Source organism: Streptomyces sp. AHU1 (genome assembly GCF_045343905.1).
Classification (GTDB): domain Bacteria; phylum Actinomycetota; class Actinomycetes; order Streptomycetales; family Streptomycetaceae; genus Streptomyces; species Streptomyces triticiradicis.
This window is the reverse complement of sequence record NZ_CP174283.1, coordinates 4,317,501-4,330,485: the sequence shown is the minus strand read 5'-3', so window position 1 is coordinate 4,330,485 and position 12,985 is coordinate 4,317,501. Positions and strand designations below refer to the sequence as shown.

8 protein-coding genes (1 of these 8 running past the window's edge) are annotated in these 12,985 nt (G+C 73.5%); 5 read left to right on the top strand and 3 right to left on the bottom strand.

Going from position 1 to position 12,985, the window contains the following annotated elements:
* Nucleotides 1–73: 73 nt before the first annotated feature.
* On the top strand, nt 74–3,412 hold the full coding sequence (locus ACICHK_RS19310) for a BTAD domain-containing putative transcriptional regulator (RefSeq protein ID WP_406837893.1): 3,339 nt from the start codon (nt 74–76) through the stop codon (nt 3,410–3,412).
* A gap of 4 nt (nt 3,413–3,416) precedes the next feature.
* On the opposite strand, the gene ACICHK_RS19305 is transcribed toward ACICHK_RS19310, so the two are convergent.
* Together ACICHK_RS19305 and ACICHK_RS19300 are read right to left on the bottom strand one after the other, a co-directional pair.
* Nucleotides 3,417–5,315: a sigma-70 family RNA polymerase sigma factor gene (locus tag ACICHK_RS19305; protein ID WP_406837892.1), complete on the bottom strand. Its 1,899-nt coding sequence runs from the start codon at nt 5,313–5,315 to the stop codon at nt 3,417–3,419.
* A 426-nt stretch (nt 5,316–5,741) separates the two neighbouring features.
* Entirely contained in the window at nt 5,742–6,521 is a 780-nt protein-coding gene (locus tag ACICHK_RS19300) for a TetR/AcrR family transcriptional regulator (protein ID WP_151474088.1), read from the bottom strand.
* A gap of 377 nt (nt 6,522–6,898) precedes the next feature.
* On the opposite strand from ACICHK_RS19300, the gene ACICHK_RS19295 reads away from it, so the two are divergent.
* The 3 genes from ACICHK_RS19295 (at nt 6,899) to ACICHK_RS19285 (ending at nt 10,991) form a co-directional block, all read left to right on the top strand.
* Nucleotides 6,899–8,260, top strand: coding sequence for an NAD(P)/FAD-dependent oxidoreductase (locus tag ACICHK_RS19295; protein WP_406837891.1), 1,362 nt, complete (start codon nt 6,899–6,901; stop codon nt 8,258–8,260).
* 130 nt (nt 8,261–8,390) lie between these two features.
* Nucleotides 8,391–10,058, top strand: a complete 1,668-nt coding sequence (locus tag ACICHK_RS19290) for a SpoIIE family protein phosphatase (RefSeq protein ID WP_151474086.1) — start codon at nt 8,391–8,393, stop codon at nt 10,056–10,058.
* Nucleotides 10,059–10,175: 117 nt separating this feature from the next.
* On the top strand, nt 10,176–10,991 hold the full coding sequence (locus ACICHK_RS19285; protein ID WP_406837890.1) for a class I SAM-dependent methyltransferase: 816 nt from the start codon (nt 10,176–10,178) through the stop codon (nt 10,989–10,991).
* Between the two features lie 90 nt (nt 10,992–11,081).
* On the opposite strand, the gene ACICHK_RS19280 is transcribed toward ACICHK_RS19285, so the two are convergent.
* Nucleotides 11,082–12,356, bottom strand: coding sequence for an MFS transporter (locus tag ACICHK_RS19280; protein WP_406841262.1), 1,275 nt, complete (start codon nt 12,354–12,356; stop codon nt 11,082–11,084).
* A 183-nt stretch (nt 12,357–12,539) separates the two neighbouring features.
* On the opposite strand from ACICHK_RS19280, the gene ACICHK_RS19275 reads away from it, so the two are divergent.
* Nucleotides 12,540–12,985 carry the 5' portion of a MarR family winged helix-turn-helix transcriptional regulator gene (locus ACICHK_RS19275; protein ID WP_151474083.1) on the top strand. Its footprint extends 103 nt past the window's final position, so 446 of the gene's 549 nt are visible here — the first part of the coding sequence; its start codon is at nt 12,540–12,542; its stop codon lies off the right edge, out of view.

Here is a 12,985-nt window from a genome sequence, read left to right as displayed (position 1 = left end):
AAAGAAGGCTTGGGGCGTGCCGGGGGCGGGGTAAGGCGGTGACCCACGGCGGGCGGGCGGTGAGAATGGGGGCGTGCGGTACGGGATTCTGGGGGTTGCCCAGGCGGAGGACGACCGGGGGGCCCTGGTCACGTTGGGCGGCCCCCGGGTACGCGCGCTGCTCACGGCCCTGGCCCGCCACCCCGCCCGCACGCTCTCGCAGGACACCCTCATCGACGAGGTGTGGGCGGACGACCCGCCCCAGGACGCCCCGGCGGCGCTGCAGGCACTGGTCGGCCGCCTCCGCCGCGCCGTCGGGAAGGACGCCGTCACCTCGGAGCCCGGCGGCTACCGGCTCCGGGCCACCAGGGACGACGTGGACCTGTTCGTCTTCGAGCGGCTCGTCACGGAGGGCAGGACCGCGCTCGACGGCGGCGACGCCCGTACCGCCGCCGCCCGGCTCGGCGAAGCCCTCGCCCTGTGGCGCGGCCTCGCCCTCGCGGACCTCCCCGACCGCACCGCCGCGACCCGCCCGGAAGCCCTGCGCCTGGAGGCGACGCGCAGCCGGATCGAGGCGGACCTGCGGCTTTGCCGGGCCTTCGACGTCGTACCGGAGCTGAAGGAGCTGACGGCGGCCCACCCGTACGACGAGGCGTTGCACGTCCTGCTCATCCGCGCCCTGCGCGACACCGGTCGCGGTGCCGACGCGCTGGCCGCGTACGAGGACGTCCGCCGCGCGCTGTCGGACGGTCTCGGCGCGGACCCCGGGCCGGAGTTGCGGGACCTGCACGCCGCGCTGCTGGACCCGCGGGAGTCCGGATCCGGGACGGTCGCGGCGCCGGTCGGCGGGCCCCGGGACGGGGACCCCTCCCGTGCCCGGCGGACCGGGAACATCCGTCCCCGTCTGGACTCCTTCGTCGGCCGGGAACACGAGGTCGGGGCCATCCGTTCGGATGTGCGGAGGGCGCGGCTGGTCACGCTGACCGGACCGGGAGGTTCGGGGAAGACCCGCCTCGCCGAGGAGGCCGCCGCCGGGCTTCCGCAGGCGTGGCTGGCCGAGCTGGCCCCGCTCGACCGGCCCGAGGCGGTCCCGGGCGCGGTGGTCAGCGCCCTCGGTCTGCGCGAGACCGTACTGATCGCCAACGAGATGACGGTCGCGCAGGACGACCCGGTCACCCTGCTCGTCGAGTACTGCGCCCCGCGCGGCCAGCTCCTGATCCTCGACAACTGCGAGCACGTGATCGACGCGGCGGCCGAACTCGCCGAGACGCTGCTGACCCGCTGCCCCGGACTCACGATCCTCGCCACCAGCCGCGAACCCCTGGGCGTACCGGGCGAGTTGGTGCGCCCGGTCGAGCCGCTCCCGCCCGATTCCGCGCACCGGCTCTTCATGGAGCGGGCCTCCGTGGCACGCCTCGACGCCGCCGCGCTCCACGACCCCGCCGCCGTGGACGAGATCTGCCGACGGCTCGACGGACTGCCCCTGGCCATCGAACTGGCCGCGGCCCGGCTGCGGCTGCTCACCCCGCGGCAGATCGCCGACCGGCTCGACGACCGCTTCCGGCTGCTCACCTCCGGAAGCCGTACGGTGCTGCCCCGCCAGCAGACCCTGCGCGCCGTCGTCGACTGGTCCTGGGACCTGCTCGACGAACGGGAGCGGACCGTGCTGCGCGAGGCGTCCGTGTTCGCGGGCGGCTGGGACCTGGCCGCCGCGGAGGCCGTGTGCACCGGCCCTGCGGCCGACCTCGTCGGCGCTCTCGTCGACAAGTCCCTCCTCGTCGCCACTCCGGACGGCACGGGCGGCGGGATGCGCTACCGCATGCTGGAGACCATCCACGAGTACGCCACCGAGCGGGCCGCCGAGGTCCCGGGGCTGCGCGCCGCCGCCGAGCGGCGCCACCGCGCGTGGGTGCGCGCCCTGGTCGAGGAGGCCGAGCCGCAGCTGCGCTCGGCCGGCCAACTCCCCTGGATCCGGCGCCTGGAGAACGAGCACGACAACGTCCGGGCGGCCCTCCGGCGCGCGCTCGCCGCCCACGACGAGGAGGAGGCGGGCGCTGTCGTCCTCGACATGGGCTGGTTCTGGTGGCTGCGCAACTTCCGGTACGAGGGCATCGAATGGACGGACCTCGTCCTGAGACTGGGCACGTTGCTCGACACACCGGCGGGCGACCGTACGGCGGGGGCGGCCGCGGGTGCCGCGTCCGGCGCCGGTCTCCTCTCCGAACTCGCGGCCGTCGATCCGGTGGGCGCCTTCCTCGACCGTCCCGAGCACGACGAGCGGCACCCGCTGCACGCCATGCGGATGCGGCTGCGGATGCTCCACCTGTTCATGAAGGTGGACGTCGTCCCGCTGGACGAGTGGGGGGAGAACCGGCTGCGGGAGTACGTGGAACGGGTGCGGGGCGCCTTCGAGGGGGGCGGTCCGGACGCGGCGCGCATGCCGGGGATCGTCTGGCCGATGGCCGCGCACTTCCTGGGCGATCCGGACGACGTGGGGCCCGCGATGCACGCGGTGGTCGCCAACTGCCGTGAGTACGGCGGCGAATGGGAGATCGGCGTCGCCCTGATGTTCCGCACGCACATGGTCGTCGACGCTCCGGGCGGCATGCCGGGCGTGGACGAGGACCTGGAGGAACTGCGTGGGCTCAGCCGACGGGTCGGGGACCGCTGGATGCGGGCCCAGGTGTGCAGCGCGGCCGGTGAGGCGGCCATGGCACGCAGCAGGTACGACGAGGCGAAGGGCGAGTACGAGGAGGCGCTGCGGCTCGCCTACGAGGTGGGCGCGTACGCGGAGGTGCCGTTCCTCATGGCGCGGCTGGCCGAGATCGCCCACCGCGCCGGCGAGAGTTCTCTGGCCCTGGCGACCCTGGACGAGGCGAGCACCGCCGCCGACCAGTACGGGGTGACGGACTCCCGGGCCTTCGTCCATCTGCTGCGCGCCCAGGTGGTCCTGGAGGGCGGGGAGGTGGCCCTCGCGCGCGAACTGTGCGAGAAGTCGCGCGAGGAGGGCCTCAGGGGCACCCCGCCACCCCAGTTCACGGCGGGGCTGAACTGGGTCGACGCCCTGGTCACGGCCGCCGAGTCCGGCCCCGTGCCGGCTCTGCGGAAGCTGAGCGCCGCACTGCGGCACGCGATGGACGCGCGGTGCTCCGACGTGGTGGCGTCGGCCTTCGCCGAGAGCGCCGCGCGTCTGTTCACCGAACTGGGCGCCCACCCGGTGGCGGCGCGGCTGACGGCCGCCGGCACCGGCTGGCGCGGCGGGGACCTGCGGTCCGAGCGGGAGAGCGCCGACGTCCGGCGCACCGAGGCCGCCGCGCTCGCGGCGCTCGGCCCGGAACGCTACGAGTCCGAGCGCGCCCGCGGCTCCGGCTACACCCAGGAGGAAGCCCTCCGCGACCTCACCGAGGCCCTGGAGGCCCACCCCGTCGGCTAGACGTTCACCGGCACAGGAACTTCGACTCCGCCCAGTCGCCCAGTGATGCCGGGTCGAACGGGCTCCGGGGTTCGACGACGAGCCGGACCGTCCGGTGGCCGACGAGGCCCACATGGACGGGGACCGCCGGATCGCCGCCCTCGACCAGCGGTGACCGCCACAGCAGGGACCCGTCCGCGTAGACGGAGAACCGCAGCTCGCCCAGGCCCCGCGTCTGATCGTCGACACCGGCCATCGCGTCGTACGCGTCGCAGTCGCGGTTGAGGTCGATGGTGACGGAGGACCGGCTGTGCACGGTCACCCCGTGCGCGTACGGGGTGTCCGCGATGTTCATTCCGTCGCGCTGCCACACCCGGCTGCTCCCGATCAGTCGCATCTCCGGCCCGGTGTGGTCGCCGAGGACGTCGTACTCCAGGTCGCTCCACCGGTAGACGACGGGGGCGGGAGGGAGGGGCGTCGGGGTCGGTTCGGGCTTCGGCGGGGTCGGTCCCGGCAGCGGGACCGAGGCCGGGACCGGGGCCGGCGCGGGGTGCGGACTCGGGCTCGGGGTCGCTCTCGGCGCCGGCTTCGGGGTGGGCCTCGGCTCCGCCGAGGGGGGCGGGGCGGGTGCCGGCCCGTGCAGCACCGCCGGTGGCCCGGGCGCGGGGGATCTCCTGGTCGGCACCGGCGACGGCACCGGCGCCTCGACGGCGGGTGAGGCGGCCGGTGCCGCCCCGGGCCGTCGGGCGGGGCTGTCGTCGCCGACCAGGGAGAGCGCCACCGCCGCCGCGGCCACCGTGACGACACCCGCCGCGATACCGGCCTTGACCGGAGCGCCGAGTCCCTCGGCGACCGCGGCGCCGCCTCCGGCACCCGCTCCCGACGAGCCGCCGCCCGCCACGGCCGCGGCGCCGGCCGCACCCGCTCCGGCGCCACCGGCGACGAGCGCGAGGGCCTTCGCGTACCCGGCGGCGCCGAACCAGCCGATGACCGCGACCGGTACGACCGCGGGGATCCCGCCGGCCACCTCCTCGATCTGGCCCGCGGCCAGGCGGCACCTGGCGCATTCCTCCAGGTGCTTGCGCAGACCCCGTTCGGCACGGGTGCGCAGGCCGCCGCGGGCGTAGGCCCCGAGCCGGTCGGCGTGGCGCGCGCACTCCTCGTCCAGGGCGGGCGTGGTGCTGACGTGCGCCTGGAGGTAGGCCTGCCTCAGCCCCTCGCGGGCGCGGCTGGCGAGCACACGGGTGCCGTTCGCGTCGAGGCCGAAGAGCGTGGCGACCTCGCTCGGGGACTCGTCCTCGACCTCGGTGTGCCACAGCACGGCCTGCCACCGCTCCGGCAGCGAGCGGAAGGCCCGCATGGCCATGGACCGCTCGGCCTCGTGCATCGCGCGTACGTCCGCGCCGAGGTCGAGGGCGTCGCCGGGGGCCCCGGAACCGCGGGAGGCCTGAGCGGCGAACACCGCGAAGTCGTCGACCAGCTGTTCCCGTCTGGCCGTCCTCGTCCAGTTCGCGGCGACCCGGCGGACGGTGGTGAGCAGGTACGCGCGCACGGCGTGCTCGGGACCGCTGCCGCCGCGTACGGCCTGGAGCATGCGGGCGAACACCTCGGCCGTGAGGTCGTCGGCGGTGTGCGGGTCGCGGCAGCAGGTGCGTGCGTAGCGGCGGACGGCCTCGGCGTGCCGGCGGTACAGCTCCTCGTACGCCGTGTCGTCGCCCGCGCGCATCCGCCCGATCAGACCGGCGTCGGGGGGAGGCGGGTCCGCCGGGAGCGCCGGGTCCCGTGGGGGCGGCAGGACACCGCCCTCGCGCCGGTCCCACCGGTCACGCTGCGACGGCACCTGCCGCGACGGCGAGCCGCCGGTTCCCGTGCCGCCGTCGGGGCCGTCGTCACCGAGTGCCCCGTCCCGCCCGTCAACGCTCATCGCGGAAAGCCCCCGCCCGCACACTCGGACCCGAATACCGGGACAGACTGTCACAGGCCGCCCGAGCGGCACCCCCTCGTACGGACCAACCACTCGTCCGAGGGGTTTCGCCGCTCTGCAGTACTGACTGTCACCCGTTCAGGGAACGCTCAACGGCCGCCGTGCGCACGGAGGGAAGCGGAAAGAAGCAGAAGGAAGCGGAAGGAAGCGGAAGAAGACGGCTGAGGCGACGGAGGCGTACGAGAACGGTGCTCCCGGGCGCGAGTCGTGCCGCACTCGCGCCCGGGAGCACCGGTGTGCCCGCGAGCACCCGTACGCGCGGCTTCCGCGCACCGGGAGCTTTTTCGTGCCCGGAACCCCTTCAGGCCCCGGAGCCGTTCCGCGGCCGGAACCCGCCCGCGCCGTGGACGATGCCGCCGGTCCGGTTCACGCCGGACGCGAGCGCAGGCCCTCCAGCAGGATGTCGAGGAGCCGGGCCGAGGCCGCCGCCTGCTGGGCCGCGTCCGGCAGCGAGGGTGCCGCCGTCGCGATGACCAGCAGGACGTCCGCCACGGTGACGTCCGCGCGCAACTCGCCCGCCGCGCGCGCCCGGTCGACGAGCCGCCCGACCACTTCGAGCAGCGCCGCCGCGCCGGCGTCGTCCACCTCGGCGATCACCGGCTCGTCCTCGGGGGCGGGCCGCTGCTCGACGAGCCGCAGCTCGGGCGCGGGCTGGGACCGCTGCTGCGGCACCCGTGCCTCGTCCGGTTCGGGACCGTCCTCGGCGACGCCGACCCGCAGCACCTGCGGCGGCAGCAGCCGTCCGGCGCCCGAGGCCACCGACGTCCGCAGGAAGCGCGAGAGCGCCGACCACGGCTCGTCCTCCTGGCCGAGCGCGGCGCGTGCCTGGTCGGTCAGCCGGGAGGTCTCCTCCTCGGCTATCCGGCGCACCAGGACGTCCTTGCTCGGGAAGCGCCGGTACACCGTGCCGACACCGACCCTCGCCCGCCGGGCGACGTCCTCCATCGGCGCGCCGTACCCCAGCTCGCCGAAGACCTCGCGCGCCGCGCGCAGTACGTGTTCCAGATTGCGCTGTGCGTCCACGCGCAACGGCGTCGTGCGCGATCCGTCCGACGGACCGCGGCCGTTGCCGTTCGGCGCCGCGCCGATCGCACCACCAGGTGCGACGGCTGACGCGGAAGACCAATGAGAGTCCTGAATATGCATAAGCGTTCCCCCGGTAATGACGTCTCCCCCCGGAGACTCTCCCCGCCATCGACAGACCGGAGCGTGTGGAACAAGCTGGTGTGCGGGCCCGCCGTACGGACTCGCCGAGCGCATCCCCCTACACCCCGTCGACACACGAACATAGTTGAGTGGGGGTCAATTCAGAAGGGGCAGGTTCCGCACGGAGCGCCCCCCGATCGGAGTACGGACCCTGTACGTCCCGATTCCGCCCTGTCCGAATACCCCCCTCACCCACCTTGACCAGCGGGTTTTCCCTAGACTCCGACAAACCGGCCAACTCCGCACGTTGTCGGCGACCGGTCACACAAATTGCCGGGGCTGTGGACAAACTCCGGAGCGGGGTGCGTCATGGGACGGTGAAGGAACGTGCGCGCATTCTCATCGTCGGCGGCGGCTACGTCGGCATGTACACCGCCCTGCGCCTCCAGCGGCAGTTGAAGCCCGAACTGAAGCGGGGCGAGGTCGAGATCACGGTCGTGTCGCCCGACCCGTACATGACGTACCAGCCGTTCCTTCCCGAAGCCGCCGCGGGCTCGATCTCGCCGCGTCACGTGGTCGTTCCGCTGCGCCGGGTCCTCGACCGGTGCCGGATCGTCATCGGCGAGGTCCGGTCGGTCGACCACGCCAAGCGCACCGCCACGCTCACCACGCTCGCCACCGAGGAGGAGGGCGCGGGCGCGGAGCAGATCACCTACGACGAACTCGTGCTCGCCCCCGGCTCGGTCTCGCGCACCCTGCCGATCCCCGGGCTTGCCGAGTACGCCATCGGCTTCAAGACGGTCGAAGAGGCCATCGGCCTGCGCAACCACGTCATCGAGCAGATGGACATCGCCTCCTCCACCCGCGACCCCGCGATCCGGGACGCGGCCCTCACCTTCGTCTTCGTGGGAGGCGGTTACGCCGGCGTCGAGGCGCTCGGCGAACTGGAGGACATGGCCCGCTACACCGCGCGGTACTACCTCAACATCAAGCCCGAGGACATGAAGTGGATCCTCGTCGAGGCCTCCGACCGCATCCTCCCCGAGGTCGGCGAGGAGATGGGCCGGTACACGGTCAGCCAGCTGCGCCGGCGCAACATCGAGGTGCGCCTGGAGACCCGCCTCAACAGTTGCGCGGACCGGGTCGCCGTCCTCAGTGACGGCGCGCGCTTCCCGACGCGCACCGTCGTGTGGACGGCCGGCGTGAAACCGCACCCCCTCCTCGCCGCGACCGACCTCCCCCTGAACGAGCGCGGCCGCCTCAAGTGCACCCCCCAGCTCACCGTCGACGGCGTCACGCACGCCTGGGCCGCCGGAGACGCCGCCGCCGTCCCCGACGTGACCGCGGAACCCGGCAAGGAGACGGCGCCCAACGCCCAGCACGCCGTGCGCCAGGCGAAGGTCCTCGGCGACAACATCGCGCACACCCTGCGCGGCGAGCCCCTGGAGACCTACTCCCACAGGTACGTCGGCTCGGTCGCCTCCCTGGGACTGCACAAGGGGGTCGCACACGTCTACGGGCGCAAGCTGAGGGGCTATCCTGCCTGGTTCATGCACCGCGTCTACCACCTCAGCAGGGTGCCGACCTTCAACCGCAAGGCCCGTGTACTCGCCGAATGGACCCTGGCGGGTCTCTTCAAGCGGGAGATCGTGTCCCTCGGTTCACTCGAACACCCCCGTGCGGAGTTCGAACTGGCGGCCGGGGGAAAGCCTCCGACCGACCCGAAGGGGTCGTCCTGACCGGACAGCGGAACTCCACCGGCAGGGACGGCGTCTGACGGAAGCAGACCCGGTCGGTCAGACTGCCAGACAGGTCCACGACTTTGGGCGGGTGAACCGCTCGCCCTTCTAACACGAGGCTTTTCCCACTGTGAACTTCACGCGCTGGAGCGCCCGGCTCCCCGGAACGCAGCGCCGCGCCGCAGCGCGGACCGAGCACACGGCCGCACCCACGGCCGCCCCGGACAAGCGAGGGGAAGGCTCCGTGCCGGCGGCCCGCGTCGAGCAGCTGACCGACGACGCCCCGCCCGGGCTCGCCGTCGACGAACTCCCGGTGCACGCGGTCCTCGACCGCGTCCCCGCCCTCGTCGCCCTCGTGCACGGTCCCGAGCACCGCGTCTCGTACGTCAACGACGCCTACACGGCGGCCTTCGGCGCCCGCCCCGCCGGCGCACCCGCGCGCGAGGCGCTGCCCGAGCTGGACGAGCTCGGCCTGCTGCCGCTCCTCGACCAGGTCCTGCGCAGCTCCAGACCCCGTACCGTCAAGTCCCGCAAGGTCTCGACGGGCCGCTCGTACACGTTCACCTGCACCCCCGTCGACACCTCCTCGGGGAGCGACGGCCGCGGAGTGCTCGTCTTCGCCACCGACGTCACCGACCACGCCGAGGCCGCCGAGCGGCTGCGCGCCAGCGAACGCCGTCAGCGCGAGACCGCCGTCACCCTCCAGCGCTCCCTGCTCCCGCAGGAGCTGGAGGAACCCGACGACCTGCGCATCGCCGCCACCTACCTGCCCGGCGGCACGGAAGCGGCGGTCGGCGGGGACTGGTACGACGTCATCACCCTCGGCGGCGGCCGCACCGCGCTCGTCATCGGCGACGTCATGGGCCGCGGGGTCCGCGCGGCCGCCGTCATGGGCCAGCTGCGCACGGCCGTGCGCGCGTACGCCCGGCTCGACCTGCCGCCGCACGAGGTCCTGCAGCTCCTCGACGGCCTCGCCACCGAGATCGACGCCAACCAGATCGCCACCTGCGTGTACGCCGTCCACGACCCGAACGAGGGCCGGCTCGTCTACGCCTCCGCCGGCCACCTGCCCATCCTGGTCCGCGACGAGAACGGCACCATCCACCGGGCCGACGAACCGACCGGACCGCCGCTCGGCACCGGCGGCTGGCTGCACGCCTCCGGCTCGGTGCCGCTGGGCCCCGGCTCCACCGCCGTCCTGTACACGGACGGCCTCGTCGAGCGCCGCGACGAGGACCTCGACGAGGGCATCGCCTCCCTGGAACGCGCCCTGGCCGGAGCGACGGGCGGTCCGCAGGTGATCTGCGACCGCCTGGTGCGCGCGGCCGGCGTCACCGCCGACCACGACGACGACGTCGCCGTCCTGGTCCTCCAGCACCCCTCCCGCACGGGCTCCGACGGCGAGCTCTTCCGCAACGCGGCCCTGGAACTGCTCGGCGGCATGGAAGCGGCCCCGCGCGCGCGTGCCTTCGCCTCCGGCGTGCTGGCCAGCTGGCGTTTCCCCGGCGACCTGCACGACCTCGGCGTCCTGGCCGCCAGCGAACTCGTCGCCAACTCGCTCCAGCACGGCACCCCGCCGATGCGCCTGCGGCTGCGCCGCACCGACCGCCGTCTGATCATCGAGGTCACCGACGGCGACGACCACCTCCCGCGCCGCCGCCGCGCGGAACCCGGCGACGAGACGGGCCGCGGCATCGCGATCGTGGCCACGATCGCCTCCGGATGGGGCTCCCGCCGCACACCGGGCGGCGGCAAGGCGGTGTGGTGCGAGTTCGCGCTCCCGCGCGCCGGAAAGTGAGTCCGCGCCCCGGAAGGTGAGTCCGCGCTCCGGGGACCGAAGCCGCGCTCCGGGCCGGCCCGGACGCGTTCCGCGCGTCCCCTGGCCGGGAGGGCCGCCCGGTGCTAAGAGCTCCTCATGGCAGACGAATCGGGCTTTCAGCTCAAAGGAAGTGCCCCAGAGCGCTACGAGCGGTACGCGGCACCGTTCATGACGCCCTTCGTGGGAGCGATCCTGGACGCGGTCGACCTGTGTCCCGGCGCCAAGGTGCTCGACCTGGCCTGCGGCACCGGCTTCGCGGCCCGCGCGGCGGCGGCCCGGGTCGGCCCCTCCGGCCGGGTCTCGGGGGCGGACGTCAACGCGGGCATGATCGCCACGGCCGCGGAGCACGCGCCCCGCATGTACCCGGACATCGAGTTCACCGTCGCCTCCGCCGAAAGACTCCCCTACGAGGACGCGGCCTTCGACGCGGTCGTGTGCCAGCAGGGCGTCCAGTTCTTCCCCGGCCTGGAGGAGGCCTTCGCGGAGGCGGCCCGCGTGATCCGCTCCGGCGGACGCTTCGCCGCCACCGCGTGGGCCGCCAGGGAACTCATCCCGTACTTCGTCGCCCAGTACGAGGCGGTCGAGGAGTACGGCGGCAAGGAGCTCGCGGTGAACTACGAGGGCGCCTTCTCCGGTACCCCCGAGCGGCTCTCCACCGCCCTGCGCGGTGCCGGCTTCCACGAGGTCGCGGTCCGGCAGATCACCTTCGGCATCGCCCTCCCGCCCCTCGACGCCTACGCCCCCGGCCAGCTCTCGTCCACATCCTGGGGACAGGCGATCGTCGACACTGGGGGTGAGGAGGCACTCCTGAACGCCGGGCGGGTCGTCCACGCCCGCCTCACCAACCACACCGCCCCCGACGGCACCGCGACCCTCCCCTTCACCGCCAACCTGCTGACCGGCATCCGCTGAGACCCGCGACCGCGCACACGAAACGGCCGCCGTCACGTCTCTCCGTGACGGCGGCCGCCGTGATCCGCACCTCTCCCGCGCGCCCGCCGGTCAGGCGCTCGCGGGCATCGGCTCGGCCGCGGCCCCGCCCTGCGCGACCACCCGGCTCCTCGCGAGCGACGGCTGGTCCTGCACGGGGGTGAGCCGCCGTCCGAGCCGCAGGGCCAGGACGGTGATGCCGAGCGAGAAGAGCAGGAACGTCACGACGTACGGGCCGTGCAGCGAGGCCCCCATCGGGCCGCCCACCGCCGGACCGATCGCCAGCGCGAGCTGCTTCACCAGGGCGAAGGCGGAGTTGTACTGACCCGCCATGCCCGTCGGCGCCAGATCGGCGACCAGCGGGGCGACCGTCGGCGACAGCATCGCCTCACCGAGCCCGAAGAGCGCGTACGTCGAGACGAAGGCCGCCGTGGCCATGGTCCGGCTGCCGTGCCCGAGGCCCGCGTACCCGGCCGCCAGCCAGGCGACGGCCCAGATGAGCCCGACCGCGGCGATCACCCGGGTCCGCTTGCGGCGCTCGACGAACTTCAGCACCGCGAACTGCGCGACCACGATCATCGCCGTGTTCGCCGCCATCGCCGTACCGAGCGCGGACGTGGAGATCCCGGCCGCCTCGACGCCGTACGCGGACAGCCCCGACTCGAACTGTCCGTAGCAGGCGAAGAACAGCACGAAGCCCAGCACGGAGAGCTGCACCATGGCCCGGTTGCCGAGCAGCTCCTTCCAGCTGCCGCCCCTGGACCGGGGCGCGTTCCCGTCGATCCGCGGCGCGTGCGGCATCCGGACGGTCGCCATGATCACGACCAGCACCAGGAACATCGCTGCCTCGATCGCGAACAGCAGCGTGAACGAGCTCGCCCGGTCCGGATCGACGATGTGGCCGCCGATGAGCCCACCGACACCGAGTCCCAGGTTCTGCAGGAAGAACTGTGTCGCGAAGGCCCGCGAGCGGGTGTCCGCCGAGGAGCAGTCCACGATCATCGTCGCGAGCGACGGCTGCATCACCGCCTGCCCGGCACCGAGCGCCGCCGCCGACAGCACCACGGTCGTCGCGCTGTTCGCCAGGCCGAGGCTCAGCGCACCCAGGGCGGCGGTGACCAGGGCGGCGAGCAGGACCGGCAGGGGACCGCGCCGGACGATCGCCCGTCCGGCGAACGGCAGCACGACGAGAGCGGCCACGGCGAAGACGGCGAGCACGACGCCCGCCGTCATGGAGCCGAGTCCCCGCACCTGCGCCACGTAGACGTAGAGGAAGGGGACGGTAAAGCCGAGCCCGAACGCGCTGAGCGCGTTGCCCATGTGGATCCGGCGCATCGCTGCGCCCATCGCCCTGGTCACTTTCACCTGCCTTGGTCGTGAAGCCGTACCGGCTGCCCGTGCGGGTCCCGCGTCCGTGACACGTTCCCCGTGCATGAATGCAAGCTCGAAGACTTCAAAGCTAAATTTCGAAGTTGAACTCTACACCTTGAAGGACTTCGACACCAAGCGACGCCATGCGATACTCGGGCCATGGGCGACACCCCCGGCGTCAGCGAGCCGACACTCGAAGAACAGATCGCCGCCTACCAGCGCGAGTTCCAGGACCTCGACCCCCAGGTCGAGAAGATCGTCTCGGCGCTGTCCCGCCTCAACCGGCGGATGAACGTCGCCTACGGCCGCCAGACCGCCGCGCTCGGCATCAGCAACGCCGAGTGGGAGGTCCTGAAGGCGCTGGTCCTCGCCGGCGCCCCGTACCGCCTCGGCCCGAGCGAGCTCGCCAAGCGCCTCGGCCTCACCCCGGCGGCCATGACCCACCGCATCGACCGCATGGTCACGGAGGGGCTGGTCACCCGGGAGCGCGACGAATCGAACCGGGTGCGCGTCATCGTCGAGCTGACCGACGAGGGCCGGGAGAAGTGGCTGGAAGCCATGCGCCTCGCCACGGTCTTCGAGGAGGACCTGCTCCAGGACCTCTC

Coding starts and splice junctions, on each gene's coding strand:
- ACICHK_RS19285 (WP_406837890.1), top strand. CDS start 10,176: ATGGCAGACGAATCGGGCTTTCAGCTCAAAGGAAGTGCCCCAGAGCGC.
- ACICHK_RS19305 (WP_406837892.1), bottom strand. CDS start 5,315: ATGAGCGTTGACGGGCGGGACGGGGCACTCGGTGACGACGGCCCCGAC.
- ACICHK_RS19280 (WP_406841262.1), bottom strand. CDS start 12,356: ATGGGCGCAGCGATGCGCCGGATCCACATGGGCAACGCGCTCAGCGCG.
- ACICHK_RS19300 (WP_151474088.1), bottom strand. CDS start 6,521: ATGCATATTCAGGACTCTCATTGGTCTTCCGCGTCAGCCGTCGCACCT.